The organism is Amycolatopsis sp. NPDC004747 (assembly GCF_053601335.1).
In genome coordinates, this window is record NZ_JBSGBQ010000002.1 from 518,403 (window position 1) to 538,608 (window position 20,206).

The window sequence follows — 20,206 nt, forward strand, 5'->3', positions numbered from 1 at the left end:
CAATTGACTAGCTCCATTCACCGCTTGTTTCTTCTATGTCAACTCCAAGGCATACGATTTCATAGTGCCCGTGTTCGTCGAAACCGATCCGGTAGTGGTGCACATCAGCGTCTTTTATGCCGGGCATCCATTCGCCTTCTGGGGCAGTGTTCCGATACCAACCCCTGCCGAGGATCCGCTCCTTGAGCTGCGAATCGACGATCTCGATCAACGCAAGTGCGGAATCTTCCGAATTGGATTCGAAATAGGCGATTTTGGATTCGACGAACCGGTACTCGAACACATCGGCGAACGTCAGCCTGGTCGTCGGTCCTGGACCGGTCCCGCGCCACGCGGCACAGGGGAACTCCATGGTCAAGGTGGGCAGGTTGTTCGGCCGCGCGGCAACGGTGACCCGGGGAGCGGACGCATATCGGGTGCGTGTTTCATCGCCTCCGACGCGTCGGTGCGTCACGGCGCCTCCCCGGGGATGTAGATCACGCCTGGCCGCTGCGGATCGCCGTAGTCGATCGTCAAATCACGCTGGGACGGCGTGACAGGTATCCGGACAGACGGCAGTGTATCTCCGAGCGGGTTCCCTTCGCGCAGCCGATCGAGTATGTCCCGGTCGACGCTTCCGTCTTGTATCGCCCGGGCGATCTCCTCGGGCGTATTCAAGATTCGCAGGTTGGTGGGGCGCAGACCGGCCAGGCTGAGCACCGCAAGGCTCCGGTTGTTGTTGGTGACGAGTTCACCGCTTTCGAAGTGCCTGAACGCGACCACGTGGAACTGGTCCGGAGACAACCGGCCGTTCATGAGATCATCTGCCACTTCGTAGATGTTGCGGTTCCGCAGGTAGTCGGGCGCACTTGCTTTCCCGGAGTATTCCGGGCTGATTCTGGCCTGCCCGAACAAGATCCTTTCCGGGCCGTCGTTCGCGACAGCGGCCGAGGAATCGGCGAGGCCTCGGCCGACGGCGCCGGCGAGCGCTTCGCCGGGGATGATGCCGAATGCTGCCGCCGCGCAGTCGATGATGGTATCGCAGTTCTGCAGCCCGATGATGCTGTTGGCGATGTTGAACAGGTCCAGCGGCGACGGCGGCTTCGGCAGGTGCGGCCCATCGGGCGAATCGGTCAGGCCGAGGGCTCCGCCCGCGGCCAGCCCTCCGCTGGTGAGCGTCCCCAGGTCTTCCGGCTGGTACTGGGTCAGCTCGTCGGCCGGCACCGCAAGTGCCGTGGCGACGGCGATCAGCTGCGCGATCGACGCCGCGATCCCGGAACCGGAACCCAGGATGGGGTCAAAGGGGTGCGGCTGCGGCTTCTTCGCGTAGTCGGTCGGCGTCGGCGGCGGTGGCGGCCGGGGCACGTACGGGCGGGCGCGGACGGTGGACGTCGCGTGTCCGCCCGCTCCGGCGTGGATACCGGTGATCACGGGCAGGGGCAGGACGGGCACCTCCACGGTGGGGATGCCTGCGGTATTTCCGTTCGCCCAGTCGGGGTTGCTGATGTCGGACACGACCTGCGCGGCCAAGCCGCCCCAGATCCCGGCGGCGGCTCCCCAGCCCGCGCCCTGCCAGGCTCCGACGCCCGCGCCGCCGATACAGCCGACCTCGATGGTGACGACGCAGCCGATCAGTGCCCCGCCGATGGCGCCGAGCGCCCCGCCGACGATGCACCCCCAGCACGTGTGACCGGTCGGGTCGGTTCCGTTGACCGGGTTCCCGTTGGCGTAGGCATACGGGTTGGCGTTGGCGCTGGCCGGGTTGGGACTGTTCGAAACCGTGTCACGGCTGCCGAACTGCCCACTGCCCGGGTCGTACCAGCGGGCGCCCATGTTGACGCGGCCCGAGGTCCCGTCGGTGTAGCCGGATTGGTACCCGAGGTCGAACTGGGTGCCCGCACGCGCGGTCGGGTTGCCGAGCGGGTCGAACGTCGTCGAGCCCGCCAGCGCGGTTGCGCCGGGTGTGCTGCTGCCGACGAGGTCGTCGTGCCGGTCGGTGAGGGTGATCAGCGCGCTGCCGGCCTTGGCGGCGGCGTGCCCGCCGCCGTCGGCGTCGTGGCTGTACCTCGTGTCGCCTTCGGACGCGATGGTGGTGCCGAGGCCGCTGTAGGCGAATTTCGTGGTGCCGTGGGCGACGAGCCTGCCGAGGGCGTCGTAGCTGCTGTCGCCGGCCAGTTCCTGGTCGAACGCGTCGGACGGCAGGTCGGCGCGGGTGCCGCGGGCGGTGTAGCCGTAGGACCGTGTCCCGTCGTCCAGGAGCTGGTCACGGGCGTTGTAGGTCAACGTCCGGGAGCCGATCTTCGTGCGGTTGCCCGCGCCGTCGTAGCCGTAGGCCGTGCTCGCGGTTCCGTTGTCCCAAGTGGACAGCCGGCCCGCCTGGTCGTAGGTGTAGGCGTTCGCCGAGGAGCCGGCGAACCCGGTGGTGGTCTTGCCGGTCTCCCGGTCGGCGAGGTCGTAGTCGTAGGTGATCGAGCCGACCGCCGACCCGGTGCTCGTCTTCCAGGTGTCGGTCTTGAGCCGGTGCAGGGCGTCGTAGGTGAACACCCGGGTGTTGTTCCCGGTCCCGTAGTCGATCCCGGCGAGCTGGTTCAGCTTGGTGTAGCTGTAGGTCCCGGCGACCTGCGCGAGCGGGTCGGTCAAGGTCGCCGGGCGGCCGGCGGTGTCGTAGGTGTAGGCCGTGGTTCCGGCGGCGTCGGTGCGGCTGGTGGTGCGGCCGTCCGCGTCGTAGCCGAACGACGCCTTCCCGGACGGCCCGTCGGTGCCGGTGAGCAGCCCGCGGTCGTCGTAGGTGAAGGTGTTCGTGCCGCCGGGCGCGGACGCCGAGGTCAGCCGGCCGGCGGTGTCGTAGCCGAACTCCCGGTCGGGGGTGCCGACGCCGGCGCCGCTGCCGGTTTCCCGCTTCAGGTTGCCGACGACGTCGTAGGTCCGGGTCTGCCGGACCCCGCCGGGCTTGGCGACCTCCGCCGGGCGTCCCGCGGCGTCGTAGCCCGTGGTGTAGGTGCGGTCCGCGAGCGCCGGGTAAGCGGGCGTGCTCGGGTCGATCTTGGACTCGCGCAGGCCCCACGCGTTGTACGTGCTGATCCACGGGTTGCCGTTGCCGTCGGTGTAGCGGGTCCGGTTGCCCGCCGCGTCGTACCCGTAGGTCGTGACGATGTTCGAGCCGGCCGACACGTGTTCGAGCTGGCTGACGAGCCGGTTCGCCCCGTCGTAGCCGAACTCCGTGGTCACCCCGGTCGCGTCGGTCGCCGACGTGCGGTTGCCCACCGCGTCGTAGCCGGTGCTGCTGGTCCGCAGCACCGCGCCGGTGCTGTCGGACTCGCTGAGCGTGGTCAGGTGGCCCGCGGCGTCGTAGCCGCGGCTGACCTTGCTGCCGTCGGGCGCGACGGTCGCCACCAGCCGGCCGTTGGCGTAGGTGTTGGCGGTCGTGTTGCCCGCGCCGTCGACCACGGTCAGCTGCTCGCCCGCGTTGTCGAACGTGCTCTTCGTCTGCACCCCGGCCGGCGTGGTCACCGTGGCGAGATCGCCTTGCCCGTCGTAGCCGTAGGTCGTCGTGTACGCCGCGCCGGCCTGCCGGACGACCTGGGTGCTCGTCAGCTTCCGGCCCAGGTAGTCGTAGGTGAGCTGGTTCTGCGCCCCCGTCGGGTCGGTGGCCGAGGCGAGCTCTCCGTCGGCGTTGTAGGTGTAGGTCCACTCACCGCCCGCCGGGTCGGTCCGCTTCACCAGCTTCCCGAGCTGGTCGTAGGCGAACCCGGTCTGGTTGCCGAGCGGGTCGGTCACCGTCGCGGGCAGGCCGAGCTGGTTGTAGGTGGTCACCGTGACCGCGTGCACCGGCGCGGTGGCTCCGGGGGCGGTGTAGGCCTGCCGCGCGACCGAGGCCGGGCGGCCCGCCGGGTCGTACCCGGTCGTCGTGATGTTCCCGGTCGGGTCCTGTGTCTCGGTGACTTCGCCGAAGGTGTCGTAGCCGGTCACGGTCCGCGGCCGGGTCGGCGTCGCGGCTCCGCCCGCGACCTCGGTGTTGACCGTCGGCGCCAGGACCGACGCGAGCCGGCCGGCTTCGTCGTTTTCGTACGTGGTGGTGTAGGCGGCCTTCGAAGCGCCGGGCGCGTTGCCCCGGGCATCGGTCACGGACGTCGTGAGACCGCGCTGGTCGACGGTCCACGTGGTGGTCTGCGTCGTGGTGGGGTGCAGTAGGTTCCCGCCCGCGTACACCGTGCCGATCCGGTCCGCGGTGAGGAGCTGCTGGAACACCTTCACGCCCGAGACGCGCCCGTCGAGCGGTTCCGAGCGGGCCTTGGCACTCATCCCGGCCCCGATGACGATGGTGCCCTCGTAGGAAGCGGGCGCCGTGTACGGGACCGAACCCGCGAGCTGCCCGTTCACGTAGAGGCTCAGGCGGTGCGCGTCCGCGTCATAGCCGCCGGTGAGGTGGGTCCAGACGCCGGCCGACGGCGAAGTCGTGGAGAACGCGCTGGTGAGCGCCGCTCCGGCGGTGTCCGAAGCCGGCGCGGAGAGGGCCCACTTCTTCGCCGTGGCGTCGTACCGGAGAGCGAAGGCGGACAGCGTCGCCCCGTCCTGGGAGACGACGGTCTGCGACTTCGCCACCGTGTCCAGCTTCGCCCAGGCGGCCACGGTGTAGCTCTTCGTGTGGGTGAACCCAAGTGGCTTGCTCTGGAGCAGCCCCGAGGAACCGTCGAACTGCGCGGCGCCGCCGTGTTCTGCCGACCAGCCGACCTCGCCGCTGGGCGTGGCCGCCACGTTTCCGGCAGCGGGGACGGCCGCGCCGGCGGAACCGTCGGTGAGGCTCCAGGCCCCGGCCAGGCCGCGCTGCCCCGGACCGGCGCCGGCGGCCCCGATAGCGAGGTCCTTGATCTCGCTGTCGCCGAGCGCCCGGGAGTAGACCCGGACGTTGGTCATCTTGCCGTTGGTGAAACCGGTCGCCTGGCCGTTGGCGAAGCCCCGCCCGATGAGGAAGGCGCCGGTGGCGGCGAACGGCGTGGAGTCGGTGACGGTCGACTGGAGCTTGCCGTCCTCGTAGAGCGAGACCTTGCCGGTCGCGCGGTCGTAGACGCCGACCAGGTGCGTCCAGAAGTCGTGCGCGGACGACAGCACGGGCGCCTGCGCCGAAACGGCCTGGGCGTTCGCGGTGTCGGTCAGCGCCCTCGTGAACGCGAACTTGCCGGTCGATCCCTGGTACTCGAGAGCGAACCCGGGCTGCTGGGCGCCTTGCTGGGCGGCGAAGGTCTGGGAGCGAGTGCCGTACTCGTCCGGTCGTACCCACAGCGACACCGTGAACGAGCCGGTGGTGTCGACCACGGGCCCGGCGGTGCTCGCTTGCCCGGTGACACCGTCGAACCGGACGGAGCCCTTGTTGTCGAAGGCGCTCGAGTACGGATCCGCCGCCCTCCAGGACACCCCACCCGACACCGTCGCGGGGTTGTTGAACCCGAGCTGCGCGGAGCGGCTGGTGAACAGCGTCGCCCCCGACGGGCCGGTGACGACCAGCTCACCGCGTGCGGTCAGGACAGCCTTGGAACCGGGGTTGCCCCCGCTTTGGGTGTGCCACAGCACGGTCTTGAACGTGGGATCGCCGTAGATGACGATGTTGCCGTCGCTCTGCAGGACGAGCACGGCGTTCGCGCTCTTGCCGCCGGTCCCCGAACTCCAGATCGGAACGTTGTCGCTGGTGCGGTAGAGCACGAGGTTGCCGTCGCTCTGCCAGACGAGCCGGGCGGCCTGCCCGTTCCACACCTTGCTCGCCGACGCGGGGTACCGGGTGTCGTCGAGGGGCAGCGGGGTCGCCGGGCCGGCGGTCACGCCGGCGAAACCGTCCGCCGCGGTGGTCGTCGTGCCGTCGGCGAGGTCCCACTGCGCCAGCAACGCGGCGTCCGCCGCCTGCGCGGGCAGGGCCTGCTGGACCGTCTCGCTCGTCTTCCGGCCGAGCGGGTCGTAGGTGTAGCCGACGTTCGTCCCGTTGACCGAAGGCGACTGCTCGTCCGTGGAAGAGATCGTCACCGGGTGGTCGTCCGGGTCGTAGGTCACCGTGGTGATGGAGTTGCGCGGCTGCGGGACCGGAACGGTGCCGATCTTCGCCGAGTCGTACTGCGTCGTGGCCGTGGTGACCCGGTCGGCCGCGTCGAACCGGTACCGGGTGAACAGGCCCTGGCTGTAGGCCTCGAAGCCGAGCCGGCAGTTGTTGCGGCACACTGTGTTGTTGTTGCCGGCCAGGTCGTACTCGTAGGCGACTTCGGTGAAGCCCGTCTTGCCGGTCGCCGGGTCGGGGTGGGACTTCGACTGCAGCTTGCCGTCGTCGTAGTACCGGTAGTTCGTGATCCTGCCCATGGCGTCCGTGGTGGACGCGAGCCGCCCCGCCGGGTCGTAGGCGAGGGACTGGGTGACCAGGTCGCGGGTGGAGCCGTCGGCGGCCCGGTACCCGCGCAGCGTCGTCGTCGCGAGGTGGCCGTCGGCCAGGTACTCGTAGGCGGTGGTGGTCCCCGCCGGGTCGGTGAGCGACGTGCGGTGCCCGAGGACGTCGTAGGTGTACGTCGTCACGGCACCGGCCGGATCGGTCGTCGACACCACCCGGTTCGAGTCGTCGTAGCCGGTTTTCGTCGTCCGGGCCGCGTCGCCGCCGGTCGTGTCGGCCACGACCTGCTCGACGATGTTGCCGTCCCGGTCGTAGTTCGTGGTCGTCTTGGCGGTGTGCACCGTGCCGGTGGCCCGGTCGGTGACGCCGGGCGCGGTCACGGTCGTCTGGCGGCCGGCCGCGTCGTAGGACAGGGCGGTCACGAGGCCCGCCGGGTAGCTGTCGCTCGTCTGCTTGGAGGTCAGTGCCCGGCCGAGACCGTCGTAGGTGAAGCTCGTGACGAGACCCACCGCGTCGGTGACGGAGGCGAGATCCCCGTTCGCGAAGTAGCGGTAGCTCGTGGTCGCGCCACCCGGGGTGGTCGTCTTGGCCGGGAGCGCGGGCGGCGCGGCTCCGCCGTCGATGCTCGGGAACGCCGTCGTCCCGTCGGTGTAGACGGTGCTCGTGGTCCGGCCGGCCGGGGCTCCCTCGACCGCGGGGCCTGCCGTCGAAAGCAGGTTTCCGTTGACGTCGTAGGTGTAGCGGGTCGCGTACCGGGCGTCGGTGGCGTCGGCCGACCGCCCGTCCCGGAAACTGGTCACCACGTCGTTGCGCGGGTCCGGGCGCAGGGACGTCGAAGTGCCGTCCGGGAAGTAGGTGTAGTAGGCGGTCGAACACTTCGAGGTCAAGAAGTCCTGGCACGTCGTCCGGGACACCTCGTTGCCGCGGACGTCGTGGCCGGTGATCACCTGGACCCCGTTGGGGTCGGTGACGGTGTGGCGGAAGCCCCCGGTGTCGTAGCCGTAGGACGTCGTGTGGTTCAGCACGTCGCTCGAGCTGACCAGGCGGCCGCCGTTGTACGGGTCGTAGGTGTAGTTCTGCGGGTTCCCGGCCGGGTCCTCGACGGCGACGCTGAGCGTCGGCGAGGCGTGGGACAGCGAGTTGCCGTACGCCTTGATGTGGTGGACGACGTCGTCGGAGCTCAGCTCGTGCTGGTAGACCGCGACTTCGGCAATGCTGCCGGTGAAGTGGCTCGGATGCCCGGACGTGCCCGTTCCCTGCTGCGGCGCGGCGGGCCACCGGTTCCCGATGAACCCGGCGCCGGCGTAGACGTAGCCGCTGTCGTAGGCCCCTTGATAAGCCTGCGTGCCGGCCGAGGTGCCGTCCAGGTACAGGGTTTGGACCGCCCCGTCGACCGACAGGACGACGTGGTGCCACTTCCCGTCGGTGACCGCGGACTTGCTCTGCATCGTGAGGATGTTGTTCCCCAGGTCCCAGGTGCGGGTTCCACCGTGGAGCTTGTTGTCGGTCCCGACGTAGAGCGCCGGGGTGAAGTCGTCGTAGTTGGCGTTCGGAGTTCCGGTGACCGGGTTCCCGGAGTAGGAGAACAGCACCCCGCTGGTCTTCGTGGAGAACCACAGCTCGATCGCCATCGGTCCCTGGCTGGGGATGACCGGGTACAGGTTGGGCACGGAGGACGGCTGCATGTCCGACGGCAGCTGGACGTAGCTGCCGGTGCCGTCGAACGACGCGGCGGTGCTGTCGTTCCGCCCGAACGGTCCCTCCACGCCGAGCGTCACACCGGTGTAGGTCCCTGTCTGGGTGTCCGTCTCCCCGGCGGCCGTCGTGCCCGCGCTGTCACCGAGCCGCCAGTACCCGTACGGCGCCGCGCCCAGGACGGTGGACCGGTAGATCGCCGACGTCCCCGACACCGTCGGCCCGCCCACGTGCCAGGTACCGGTGTTCTGGTCGGTGAGCTCGACGAGCCGGTCGGCCCGCGTGTCGTACCGCGCGGAAGCGGCGGTCTTGCCCGACGGGAGCGTGGTTCCGGTCAGCAGCGACGCGGGGTTGGCGGCGCCGTCGTACTGGGAGGCGATCTGGATGGCCGACAGCGGCTTCGGGTAGATCGCCACGTCGGCGATCGAGCCGTGGAAGTGGGACCACGTGGTGGTGCTGGGGGCCGCGGGCCAGCCCTTCGTGTTGAACACGCCCGCACCGACGATCGTGTACGGGTCGATGTTCACGATCGTGCCGGATTCCGTGCCGATCGGTTTGCCGTCGAGGTAGAGCGCCTGGGCGCCGGCCGACCCGGTGAGCGTGACCTGGTGCCACCTGCCGTCGTTGACCGGGGCGGCCGAGGCCATGCCGGCCACCGTGTTGTCCCAGAAGTGGCCATGCAGCTTGTTGTCCGTGCCGATGTAGAGCACCGGCATGGCACCGGTGTTCGGGTTCGCGGTGTTCGCCGGGTCGTGCCCGGTGGCCAGCAGCATCTGCGCGGTCCCGGACGAAGTCGTGGAGAACCACAGCTGGACGGTGAGGAACGCCACGCCCTTGATCTGGTCCTGGGGCAGCTGGACGAAGGACTGGGTGCCGTCGAACTCCGCGGCCGTCGCGGTGGGGTTGGGCCCCGGCTTGCCGAACGCGACGTCGACCCGCCGAGCCGTGTCTTCGCCTTCGTTCTGGAGCACCTCGCTCACGGCCTGCTCCGCACCGGGCTGGTCCGCCAGCCGCCAGAACGCCGAGGGTTCGGCGTCGAGGACGACGGACCTGTCGTGCGCGCCCGCCTGGTAGGCGTACCCGGTGCACTCCGGTCCCGGGCGGCACGCCGAACTCAGCTGGTCCGCGGTGTACTGGTAGGTGGCGGTGACCGCCGACGCCGAGTTCCCGGCCGCGACGGGATCCGTGGCCACGGCACTGACGTGGGCGGCACGCGCACCGGCCGGGGTCGTCCAGCTCAGGTGGAGGGCGCGGTGCGAGGTCGTGTTGGTGACGGTCGCGAGCCGCCCGCCGGCGTAGGCGAACAGCTCCTGGTGCCCGGCCCGGTCGGTGATCGACGCGATCGGGAACGCGACCGCGCCCGCGGCTCCCGTGAACACGTAGGTGGTGCCGAGTTTGTCGACGAGCGTGTACCCCGTGGTGCCGGTCGTCGTGAGGGTGGCGTACCGGCCTTGCGGCGCGGTGAACGTGCCGTCCGCGTTGCGGCCGAACCGGACGGCCTGGCCGTTCGGGTAGGTGACCACCACGTTGCCGGTGCCGTCCGCGTCCGGTACGGCCTGCATGTCGAACACCGACCACCACCCGGCGCCGAACGCCCCGGGCGTCCGCGGGTCGAGGCTGTTGTAGGTGCGTTCCACCGCGAGCTTCAGCCCGGCCCCGGGAACAGTGAGGTCGGTCGCGGCCGTGGTGTAGTTGCCGATCTCCGGGTCGAACCCGCGTTGGTCGGAGTTCTGCGCGAGGTGCGAAGTGATAACGGGCTGCCCGACGACCGTGGTGAACCACGAGGGGGCGCTGGGGTAGCTCGCCTGGATGCCGTCGTAGGCCTCCGCGACCCAGTAGTAGCTCTGGTTGTAGGCGAGCTTGCCCGCGGGCACGGTCCACGCGCTGACGCCGGCGGGCAGCCACCCCGACGCAGTGCAGCCGTCGGGCCACTTCGCGGTGGCCGGGCAGACCCAGAAGCCGTAGGTCACCGGGTCCTTGTAGTTGTCCGGGTCGTGGCCGGTCGCGCTGAACGTCGGGGTGAGCGTGCCTTCGGTGACGTTGGACGGCGGCGACTGGCGGTCGATCTGCGGGGCGATGTCGGCGGGCGTGTAGTCGAAGGTCTCGGTCGGGGCGAACCAGCTGCTGAAGGCCGAGCCGTCCGGCGCCACCATGTCGAGCGCCACGTGCAGCGGCGTGCCCGCGGGCTGGTGGGCGATCGTGATCGGGATGGTCACCGACTGCTGTGGCGTGACGGTTCCCGGCACGTTCGCGGTGCCCTGGGAGAGGAAAGCGCCGGTGTCGGCGTTCGTCTGCGTGTAGCGCAGTTTGTAGCCGTTGCCGGACGTCCACGCCGCATTGCCCCAGTTCTGGACCGGGACCTGCAGCACCCCGTCGGTCGCCGCGGTGGGGGTGGTGCTCCAGGAGAGGTTGCCCGGCCACTTGACGCCATACGGGCTGAAGTCGATCGACAGGTACGGCTTGTTGGCCGACGTGCTGGAGGCCAGCTGCTTCCAGCTCGACGCGGAGTGGACGTCGGCGCTGAGGCTCAGGCCGTAGACGCCGCCGCCGTGCGCCCACGAGTCGAACGCCGAGGGGTCGAGACCGATCGTGGCCCAGTTGAAGCTCCCCGTCCTGCCGCCGAAGCACTTCGGAGAGCTGGCGAAGGACTTCGCCCCCAGCACCGCGCCGAACAGCGGGCTGTCGGCGTTCACCGCGTCCGGGGACCACTGCTTGACGATCGACCAGACCTTCACCTCCTGCGGGGTGCACGACTGGTCGAAGGCGTCGTAGACGGAAAGCCACGCGCCGCGGATGAAGTCGTTGGCGAACGTGCCGGCGAAGTTGTCGAACTTGAGGGCGGCTCCCGCGGCATGGGCACCGCGGTCGTAGGAGCCCACGTTCAGGAGCGGGGATGCCGAGTGGTTGGTCCAGTCGGTGTTGATGACGTAGGTGGACGCGGTGCTCGTGAGCGTCGTCGGGTCGACGACGACGGGGAACTTGCGCGCCGGATCGTGCAGCCACTGGGCGTCCAGGTCGACCTGGAGCGCCGGGCCGCCGTTGACGGTGGTCAGGTGGTAGGTGACCCCGCTGGACCAGGCGCCTTCGTTCGACCGCGGGTCGACGGCGGAGTCCACCATCGATCCGTGGGGGATGCGCACGCGCTCCGCACCCGACCGGTCGGCGAAGACCACGTCACCGGACGCGGCGACCGAGGGCGTGAGCCCCTGCACGGTCAGGGGGAACACCCACGACGTCGGTGCCGCGGGCGAGCGCAGCGTCAGTGACTCCTTGATGCCCGACTCCACGGCCTGCAGCTGCACGTCGGAGTCGGGCCGCACCAGCCGGTAGGTCGCCGTGTCGCCGGAGACCTGCGGCACGGCGGGAGCCGCCCCGGCCACGCCGAACCCGACCCGCTGCCCGGCGCCCACCGCCAGCGAGCCGAGTGCGGCGTCGGCCGCGTTCGGCGCCAGCTGGGCGTCCTGTGAGTCGGCTTTCTTGGTCCAGCGCCCGTTTCCGGCTCGCGTCAGCGTGTTGTCGATCGGCGCCCAGCGGTGGTCCGGGCGGAAGTACTGGACGCGGCCGGCGGAAATCTTCGCCGTGCTGGTGTGATCGGGGTTGTCGTAGACGAGGGTGTGCTCGTCACCGGCGTTCGCCCGCAACGAGCTGCGAGCGGCGTCGAAACTGCTTTCGCCCTTGCCGGGCGGGGTGGACGTACCCGCGGCGGTCACGGTCGCGGTGTTCGAAGACAGCCGCGGCGTCGCGGCCCGCTGGTGCGCGACATCGGCTTCGAGCTGGTGCGGCGCGACCCCGGGTGCGTGCCCTTGAACGCCGTCGGATGCCTTGGTGTCGGCCGACGACGCGGTGTGCCCCCGTCCCGCGGCGGAGCCGGTGAGCTGGCCGGGGGTGGCGATGTCCCGGGTGGCCGGGGTGGCCGGGTACCGCCAGGTGGCCTCGGTCGCCTGCGCGGCCGACTGCCCGAACCCGACGGCCACGGCGACCGTCAAGGCGACAACGGGAACACAGCGCTTCGCGATCCGTCCAGGGCGCACCAGCATGACCACTCCCCCTCGTGGCTCCGGCGATCAAACCGCCCGTCAATACAGCACAGCCCGAACCCGGCCGTCAATCGACAGAAAGCGACAAGGCGTATTTTTTGTCACCATCGAACAGTTTTTCCGGTCTTCGCCATGCCGCGACCACGCTAAGCTGCTTCCCATGCCAACCACCCTCACTCCGCCACAAAGAAGGCTCCGAATCGCCATTTGTGCTGCATTCGGAGCAGCCACTTTGGGGATATTGGCCGCAGCATTTTTGCTCGACACCGAACCGGACCATCCGGACGTATCGTCCCATTTCAAGACCTGCCTGCTGACCTCGGCGAACAGCGCCGACACCGAGCTGGTCTGGCGTGGTGTCCAGGCCTCGACCGGCGCCGGCACGATCAACGCGCAGAAGCTCGTCGTCCCGGACGACGCCACCGGTGAGACCGGCCCCTACTTCGCCGGCCTCATCGCGTCACAATGCCGGCTTATTGTCGCCGACGGAACAAATCTTTTCGCCGACTTCCAGGCCGTCGCCTCGGCGAATCCGGCAACGAAGTTCGTGAACATCGGAACGCCCGTGACACTTCCCAACGTCCGCAACATTCCCTATCCGGCAACCGAACAGAGCCGGATAACCGACGAAGTACTGGCAGCGCAGCGCGCGGGCAGCTGAACCGGATCGTCGCGGAAACCGCCGGCCGGACGGGCTACTTCGACGTCCACTGCGGACGCGAACCGCCCGTCCGCGGCGACGGCAGCAGCTCGCTCACCGGGTACCGCAACGGCAGCGGCGCCGCCCCCGCCCGCAGAGCCAGCTCCATCTCGAACCGCGCCGCCGGGTCCTTCAGGCTCTCGCCGAACGTCGCCTGCAGCTGGCGCATGCGGTAGCGGACCGTCTGCGGGTGGACGCCCAGGCGCTCGGCGATCTCCACCACGTTGCCCTGGCTGTCCAGCCACGCCCGCAGCGTCTCCAGGAGCCGCTCCTGCTGCTTGCCCGTCATGTCCGCCAGCGGCGCGAACAAGCGGTGCCGCAGCGTCCCGACCAGGCCCGTGTCGGAGTTGACCAGCAGCGTCGCCAGGTGCTCTTCGGCGCGGATCACCGGGCGCGCCGGCAGGACGCCGCGCTCGGCCAGCTGCAGGGAGTTCCGGGCCCAGCGCAGGGAATCCGCGACCGAAGCCAGCGGGACGCACGGGCCGATCGCCAGACGGCAGTCCGGCAGCGCCACCTGCAGCGCCGCCAGCCGGGCGCCGCTCAGTTCGCCCGGGACGATCAGTTTCGGCTCGGGCGTGTCGAGTTCGGCGAGGACGTCCGCGTCCAGCCCGGCGTGCCGCCGGGCCGGGGCGACGCCGCCGGCCGGGCCGACCGCCACCGGCGTCGCGTCCGACGGCACCGGCCAGCCGATCAGCTGGGCCAGCTCGGCAACCGCTTTCGGGGACGCCGGCGGCGTCTCGAGGAGCAGGTGGAGCAGCTTGCGGCGCCAGGTGTCCAGCGCGCCCGCCGTGCGCGCCTTCGCCTCCAGGTAGCCGTCGAGCGCCACGGACGCGAGCTCGTCCATGAACGCCAGCATCGCGTCGGCCAGCTGGGACATCACCGCCGAGGACAGGCCGCTGCGCCGTCCGACGCGCATGATCCGGCGCCACGACACCCGCGCGCCCACGCGGTAGGCCGACTGCAGCGTGTCGAGGCTGCGGCCTTCGCGCATTTCGTTCTGCCCCAACCGGTGGTGCACCTCGTGGGACTGTTCCTTCGACACCGTGGGGTCGGCGATCTGCGCGACGAACAACGTGATCGCGTATTCGACACCGGCTCGGATCGACTTGCCGTAGGGCCCGTCGAGCGGGCGCGCGTAGGCCGGGATGGTCGCGCGGATTTCTTCGACGATTTCAGCAGCGAGGCTGGCCAGTTCCGGCCGCAGGATGTCGGCCAGTTTGCGCGGTAGGGCGGCGGTCGGCGGCGGCGCAGCGTGATCGAATCCGCGCTCCACCGACATCGCAGCTCCTTCGCTCCGACCCCGCACCTGTTGCAGGGTGACAACGGGCACATCGAAAAACTAACGCCAAACGTGTCACACCCGTGAAGGAAAACCGATTTGTTGTCACATCCATGACAATTTCCCGCCGCCCGGCTGCGAGCGGGTGACAGGCGTCCCGCCGACTGCACGTGCACATGCGTACGAACGGCCGAACCTCCAACGAGCGGCCCGCGCTGCGGTTACGCCCGCATCTTGTATCGTGTGGTTGATACAAGTCGAGGAGGAACCGCATGCCTTGGGACAACGTGCTCGCTGTCGCTTTGCTCATGGGCCTGGTCGGGCTGGCGATCCTGATCGTGCTCTGGCCGGGTCGGAAGCACGGTAAGCGCTTGCTGGAGCGGTGGGGCGTGGCCAAGCCCGACGCCGCGGAGGTCGACCTCGCCGTCCGCTACCTCAAGCGGCGCCGGCTCTGGTACCCGTGGCTGTTCCTCGTGATCCCGCCGCTGCTCGACGACACGACGACGGGCTCGATCCTCGCCACGCTGCTGCTCGGGGGCCTGATCGCCGAGCTGCTGGCGCAGCGCCCGTCCCGCGGCCCGCGCCGCGAAGCCGAGCTGGCACCGCGGACGCTGCAGGAGATCGTCCCGGCGTGGATCCTGGTCCTGGGCGGGCTGGCGGCCGCGGGATCGCTGCTGCACCTGGGCCTGACGGCGCAGTGGAAGCTGCTGGCCGTGGCCGCCGGCACGGCGGGAGTCAGCGCGGCGATCACGCTGCTGGCCGTGCGCCGCCCGGCGATCGGCGCCCCGCGAGCCGACCTGGCGCTGCGCTGCCGCAGCGCGCGGGTGGCGGTCGGCCTGGGCATCGGCGCGTGCACGGCGGTCGGCTGGCCGGCGGGCGACTTCGTCTCGTTCCTGGCGGTCGTGGCCGGCCTGGCCGCGTTCCTGGCGGTGACGGCCCCGGCGAAACGGCGACCGGCGGCGGCGTGAAGATCGTCGTCGACACCGAAAACGGCGTGCCGCCGTGGCGGCAGGTCCACGACCAGGTGATCCGCGCGGCGACGACGGGTGCGCTGCCGGAGGGGACCCGCTTGCCGCCGATCCGCCAGCTGGCCCGGGATCTGGGGCTGGCCTCGGGAACGGTGGCCCGGGCCTACCGCGAGCTGGAGGCGGCGGGCTGGGTGGCGACCGCCCGCGCGCGCGGCACGGTGGTGACGGTCCCGTCGGGCCGCCCGGACCGCGGGGCCCTGCTGGCCTCGGCCGCGGCGGAGTTCGCGGCCCAGGCCCGTGACCTCGGCGCGGACCTGGAGACCACGCTGGAGGCCGTCCGCACCGCCTGGCCGGGCTGAGCGGCGCCTACCTCGCTCCGAGCAGCCGGCCCACCGCCGCGATCACGGGTTCCAGGACCTCGACCTCGCGCGGCGTTCCCACGCACTCCGTGATCCCCGCGCCGACCACCTCGAACCGGGCCAGCGCGTCCAGCTCGGCCACCAGCCGCGCGATCGACCAGCCGCCGGGCTCCGGGTAGTTCAGGCCCGCGAACTCTCCCGGATCGAGCACGTCCAGGTCCACGTGCACGTACAGCTTCTCCACACCCGTCAGGGCTTCGACCGACGTCACCGCGAGGCCACGCGCCACCGCGGCTTCTTCGTCCGGGTCGAACACGCGCGTCCCGGGCAGTGCCACGTTCCCGGGCGTCAACGCCGGCGCCGCCGCGAACTCCGGGTCGCCCTCGCCCAGCAGCGACCGCAGCACCATGCCGTGGAACGCCCCCGACGGCGACGATTCCACCGTCTTCAGGTCCGCGTGGGCGTCGAACCACGCGACGCCCAGGCCGGGTCCGTGGCGGAACCGCGCGACGCCGATCGGCACCAGTTCGACGCCGCAGTCTCCGCCGATCGTCAGCACCGGGCCACCCGGGGCCTCCAACGCGGCCAGCTGGGCCGCCCGGTTCGGGCCGGTCAGCACCGCCCGCGACGCGATGCCACGGTCCACTTCGGACACCGCACGAGTCTGCCGGACGTGGTGCACGGGCCGGCCGAGCACGTGCCCGGCCAGCTCCGCGAGGGCCACACAGCCGTCCGGCAGCTCCGCCGCGCGCGGCCCGGCCGCGCCCTGCCGCTGCGGTACCGCGTTGATCAGCATCCGCCGAGCGTATCGCTCACTCGAGGACCAGCAGAAGGTCACCGCCTTCGACCTGCTGCACGTTCGTGATCGCCAGCCTGCCCACCGTGCCGGCGGTGGACGCGGTGATCGAGGCCTCCATCTTCATCGCCTCGATGGTCGCGACCGTCGCGCCGGCTTCGACCGTGTCGCCCTCGGCGACCTGCAGCGTCACCACGCCCGCGAACGGCGCCGCGACCTGCTTCGGGTTGCCCTTCTCGGCCTTCTCCGTCGCCGGGATGTCCGAGGCGATCGAGCGGTCGCGGATCTGGATCGGCCGCAGCTGGCCGTTCAGCGTCGACATCACCGTGCGGACGCCGCGCTCGTCGGCCTCGCCGATCGCCTCCAGCTCGATGAGCAGCCGCACCCCGGGCTCGAGGTCGACCGCGTACTCCTCCCCCGGCCGCAGCCCGTAGAAGAAGTCCTTGCTGGGCAGCACCGACGTGTCGCCGTAGGCCTCGCGGTGCGCCTCGAACTCCTTCGTCGGGCCGGGGAACAGCAGCCGGTTGAGCGTCCGCCGCGGGTGCTCGGCGAGCGCCGTACGGTCCTCTTCGGACAGTTCGGCGACCGGCTTCGCCGCCGCGCGGCCCTCGAGGGCCTTGGTGCGGAACGGCTCCGGCCAGCCACCGGGCGGGTCGCCGAGCTCGCCGCGCAGGAAGCCGATCACCGAGTCGGGGATGTCGAACTTGTTCGGCTCCGCCTCGAAGTCCGCCGGCGAGACGCCCGCGCCGACCAGGTGCAGCGCGAGGTCGCCGACGACCTTCGACGACGGGGTCACCTTCACCAGGTGGCCGAGGATCTTGTCCGCGGCGGCGTACATCGCCTCGATGTCCTCGAACCGGTCGCCCAGGCCGAGCGCGATGGCCTGCGTGCGCAGGTTCGACAGCTGCCCGCCGGGGATTTCGTGGTCGTAGACGCGCCCGGTGGGCGACGCCAGCCCGGCCTCGAACGGCGCGTAGATCTTGCGCACGCTCTCCCAGTACGGCTCCAGGTCGCCGATCGCCCGCAGGTCCAGGCCGGTGGTGCGGGCCGAGTGGTCGGTGGCCGCCACGATCGAGGACAGCGACGGCTGCGACGTCGTGCCCGCCATCGACGAGACCGCGCCGTCGACGGCGTCCGCACCCGCGTTGATCGCCGCGAGGTAGGTGGCCAGCTGGCCGCCCGCGGTGTCGTGGGTGTGGATGTGCACCGGCAGGTCGAACTCCTTGCGCAGCGCGGTGACCAGCTTGGTCGCCGCGGGCGCGCGCAGCAGCCCGGCCATGTCCTTGATCGCCAGGACGTGCGCCCCGGCGCCGACGATCTGCTCGGCCAGCTTGAGGTAGTAGTCGAGCGTGTAGAGCTTCTCGCCCGGGTCGGACAGGTCCGAGGTGTAGCAGAGCGCCACCTCGGCGACGGCGGACCCGGTCTCGCGCACGGCTTCGATGGCCGGACGCATCTGCTCGACGTCGTTGAGGGCGTCGAAGATCCGGAAGATGTCGATGCCGGTCTTCGTGGCCTCCTGGACGAAGGCGGTGGTCACCTCGGTCGGGTACGGCGTGTACCCGACGGTGTTGCGCCCGCGCAGCAGCATCTGGAGGCAGATGTTCGGCACGGCCTCGCGCAGGGCGGCCAGCCGCTCCCACGGGTCCTCGGCGAGGAACCGCAGCGCGACGTCGTAGGTCGCGCCGCCCCAGCACTCCAGCGACAGCAGCTGCGGCAGGGTGTTCGCGACGACCGGCGCCACCGCGAGGAGGTCCTTCGACCGGACGCGCGTGGCGAGCAGCGACTGGTGGGCGTCGCGGAAGGTCGTGTCGGTGACGCCGATGTGCGGCGAGTTGCGCAGCCACTCCGCGAACCCGGCCGGGCCCAGCTCGGCGAGCTTCTGCTTCGACCCCGGCGCCGGCTGGGCGTCCTTCGCGAGCTTCGGCAGCTTGACCGTGGCGTCCGGGGTCTTCGGGCGCTCGCCGTGCGGCTTGTTGACCGTCTGGTCGGCGAGGTAGGTCAGCAGGCGCGTGCCGCGGTCGGCGGACTGCCGAGCGGTGAGCAGCTGCGGGCGCTGTTCGATGAACGACGTCGTGACGCGGCCCGCGCGGAAGTCCGGGTCGTCGAGGACGGCCTGCAGGAACGGGATGTTCGTGGCGACGCCGCGGATCCGGAACTCGGCGACGGCGCGGCGCGCCCGGCCGACGGCGGTCTTGAAGTCCCGGCCGCGGCAGGTGAGCTTGACCAGCAGCGAGTCGAAGTGCGCGCTGATCTCGGTGCCGGAGAAGGCGGTGCCGCCGTCGAGCCGGATGCCGGAGCCGCCCGGGGAGCGGTAGGCGGAGATCATCCCGGTGTCCGGGCGGAAGCCGTTGGCCGGGTCTTCGGTGGTGATGCGGCACTGCAGGGCGGCGCCGCGCAGGTAGATCTTGTCCTGGCTCAGGCCCAGGTCGTCGAGGGTCTCGCCGGAGGCGATCCGCAGCTGCGACTGCACGAGGTCGACGTCGGTGACCTCTTCGGTGACCGTGTGCTCGACCTGGATGCGCGGGTTCATCTCGATGAAGACGTGCTTGCCCTGCTTGTCGAGCAGGAACTCGACGGTGCCGGCGTTGCGGTAGCCGATCTGCCGGGCGAACTTGACCGCGTCCGCGCAGATCCGGTCGCGCAGCTCGGGGTCGAGGTTGGGCGCCGGGGCGAGCTCGACGACCTTCTGGTGGCGCCGCTGCACCGAGCAGTCGCGCTCGTAGAGGTGGATGACGTTGCCGGCGCCGTCGGCGAGGATCTGCACCTCGATGTGCCGCGGCTCGACGACGGCCTTCTCCAGGAAGACGGTCGGATCGCCGAAGGCGGACTCGGCCTCGCGCGCGGCGGCCTCGATGGACTCGCGCAGCTGGGCGGGGTCCTCGACCCGCCGCATCCCGCGCCCACCACCGCCGGCGACGGCCTTGACGAAGACGGGGAAGCCGAGCTCCTCGGCCGCCGCGACCAGGGCGTCGACGTCGCTCGAAGGTTCGGACGACCCGAGCACGGGCACGCCGGCCTCACGCGCGGCCTTGACCGCACGGGCCTTGTTACCAGTGAGTTCGAGAATGTCGGCACTCGGTCCGACGAAGGTGATACCGGCTTCTTCGCACGCACGCGCGAGATCGGGGTTTTCCGAGAGGAAGCCGTAACCGGGGTAGACGGCATCGGCCCCGGCTTTCTTCGCCGCGGCGACGATCTCGTCGACCGAGAGGTAGGCGCGCACGGGGTGACCGGGTTCGCCGATCTCGTACGCCTCGTCGGCCTTCAGCCGGTGCAGCGAGTTGCGGTCTTCGTGCGGAAACACGGCAACCGTGCCGGCACCGAGTTCGTAGCCGGCGCGGAACGCCCGGATCGCGATCTCCCCGCGGTTGGCCACCAGAACCTTGCGGAACATGCCCGGTCCTTCCCTCTTGGATCGGTAAGTCAACGCACGTTACCCGGTTTTTCCCGCTCTGCGGGAGTTGAGTCCCGGGTGATGGACATCATGCGGACCAGGCGGTTCGGTGGTCACCCTTGGTGGCAGTCCTCGACGAGGCCTCGCCGCGTTTCGAGCCTGATCCGGTCGGGCCGCCAGTCCAGGGTGACCCCCGACGCCCGGTCGAGGTCGACGACCTGCACGCGGAAGCCGTCGCGTTCGCAGCGCGCCCTGGCTTCGGCGGTCTTCCGCCCGATGAGTTCGGCCAGGTCGAACGAGGGCAGCCGGCGTTCGAGGCGGATCTCGGGCATGGCGCACCTCCTGTGGGGTTCAGCTTCCCGGAGTCCGGCTTCGGTCGCCAGACGGCGGGCAGGGGAAGTGAGTGGGATTTGGAGGGCCGAACGGCGGGTGATGGGCCGCCCGCGGACTGCAGGCGGGGCCGCTCGGTGGCTGCACGGCGGCGACTGGCGGGCCCGCCCTGCGGCGGCTGGCGCGCCGCACGCGGACTGCGCGGCGGTTGGGGGGGGTGTCCCTATGTGGTTGTCAAGCCGCGGCGGGCGCGGGGTGTCGGTAGTGGGTGCCGTTGCGGAGCATGGAGTAGAGGACGTCGCAGC

General features: G+C 70.7%; 9 protein-coding genes. 3 read left to right on the forward strand and 6 right to left on the reverse strand.

Features of this window, described 5'->3' with window-relative positions; genetic code table 11:
- Positions 1–7 precede the first annotated feature (7 nt).
- Together ACWEGE_RS04780 and ACWEGE_RS04785 are read right to left on the reverse strand one after the other, a co-directional pair.
- Positions 8–454 (reverse strand): hypothetical protein, encoded by a 447-nt coding sequence (locus tag ACWEGE_RS04780; RefSeq protein ID WP_449659061.1) that lies wholly within the window; start codon positions 452–454, stop codon positions 8–10.
- Complete coding sequence (locus ACWEGE_RS04785) at positions 451–12,075, reverse strand: LamG-like jellyroll fold domain-containing protein (protein ID WP_449659062.1); 11,625 nt, start codon at positions 12,073–12,075, stop codon at positions 451–453. The genes ACWEGE_RS04780 and ACWEGE_RS04785 overlap by 4 nt, the downstream gene beginning before the upstream one ends.
- Before the next feature lie 160 nt (positions 12,076–12,235).
- Between ACWEGE_RS04785 and ACWEGE_RS04790 the strand changes: the two genes are divergently transcribed.
- Positions 12,236–12,736, forward strand: coding sequence for a hypothetical protein (locus tag ACWEGE_RS04790; protein WP_449659063.1), 501 nt, complete (start codon positions 12,236–12,238; stop codon positions 12,734–12,736).
- 34 nt (positions 12,737–12,770) lie between these two features.
- On the opposite strand, the gene ACWEGE_RS04795 is transcribed toward ACWEGE_RS04790, so the two are convergent.
- Positions 12,771–14,054, reverse strand: a complete 1,284-nt coding sequence (locus ACWEGE_RS04795) for a PucR family transcriptional regulator (RefSeq protein WP_449659064.1) — start codon at positions 14,052–14,054, stop codon at positions 12,771–12,773.
- A gap of 272 nt (positions 14,055–14,326) precedes the next feature.
- Here ACWEGE_RS04795 and ACWEGE_RS04800 point away from each other — a divergent pair, with 272 nt between their 5' ends.
- Both ACWEGE_RS04800 and ACWEGE_RS04805 read left to right on the forward strand, forming a co-directional pair.
- Positions 14,327–15,022 carry a hypothetical protein gene (locus ACWEGE_RS04800; protein ID WP_449659065.1) on the forward strand — a complete coding sequence of 232 codons (696 nt, stop codon included), beginning with the start codon at positions 14,327–14,329 and terminating at the stop codon, positions 15,020–15,022.
- A complete protein-coding gene (locus ACWEGE_RS04805; protein WP_449659066.1) occupies positions 15,019–15,381 on the forward strand; it encodes a GntR family transcriptional regulator in 363 nt (120 codons plus the stop codon). The genes ACWEGE_RS04800 and ACWEGE_RS04805 overlap by 4 nt, the downstream gene beginning before the upstream one ends.
- A 7-nt stretch (positions 15,382–15,388) precedes the next feature.
- Here the strand turns inward: ACWEGE_RS04805 and ACWEGE_RS04810 are convergent, their stop codons facing one another.
- The 3 genes from ACWEGE_RS04810 to ACWEGE_RS04820 form a co-directional block, all read right to left on the reverse strand.
- Positions 15,389–16,177: an arginase family protein gene (locus tag ACWEGE_RS04810; RefSeq protein ID WP_449659067.1), complete on the reverse strand. Its 789-nt coding sequence runs from the start codon at positions 16,175–16,177 to the stop codon at positions 15,389–15,391.
- 16 nt (positions 16,178–16,193) lie between these two features.
- Complete coding sequence (locus tag ACWEGE_RS04815) at positions 16,194–19,571, reverse strand: pyruvate carboxylase (protein WP_449659068.1); 3,378 nt, start codon at positions 19,569–19,571, stop codon at positions 16,194–16,196.
- Between the two features lie 113 nt (positions 19,572–19,684).
- Positions 19,685–19,903 (reverse strand): hypothetical protein, encoded by a 219-nt coding sequence (locus ACWEGE_RS04820; RefSeq protein ID WP_449659069.1) that lies wholly within the window; start codon positions 19,901–19,903, stop codon positions 19,685–19,687.
- Positions 19,904–20,206 lie beyond the last annotated feature (303 nt).

What these genes read in the sequence shown, in the direction of transcription:
- ACWEGE_RS04785 (WP_449659062.1), bottom strand. Translation starts at nt 12,075, where the DNA reads ATGCTGGTGCGCCCTGGACGGATCGCGAAGCGCTGTGTTCCCGTTGTC.
- ACWEGE_RS04790 (WP_449659063.1), top strand. Translation starts at nt 12,236, where the DNA reads ATGCCAACCACCCTCACTCCGCCACAAAGAAGGCTCCGAATCGCCATT.
- ACWEGE_RS04795 (WP_449659064.1), bottom strand. Translation starts at nt 14,054, where the DNA reads ATGTCGGTGGAGCGCGGATTCGATCACGCTGCGCCGCCGCCGACCGCC.
- ACWEGE_RS04800 (WP_449659065.1), top strand. Translation starts at nt 14,327, where the DNA reads ATGCCTTGGGACAACGTGCTCGCTGTCGCTTTGCTCATGGGCCTGGTC.
- ACWEGE_RS04810 (WP_449659067.1), bottom strand. Translation starts at nt 16,177, where the DNA reads ATGCTGATCAACGCGGTACCGCAGCGGCAGGGCGCGGCCGGGCCGCGC.
- ACWEGE_RS04815 (WP_449659068.1), bottom strand. Translation starts at nt 19,571, where the DNA reads ATGTTCCGCAAGGTTCTGGTGGCCAACCGCGGGGAGATCGCGATCCGG.
- ACWEGE_RS04820 (WP_449659069.1), bottom strand. Translation starts at nt 19,903, where the DNA reads ATGCCCGAGATCCGCCTCGAACGCCGGCTGCCCTCGTTCGACCTGGCC.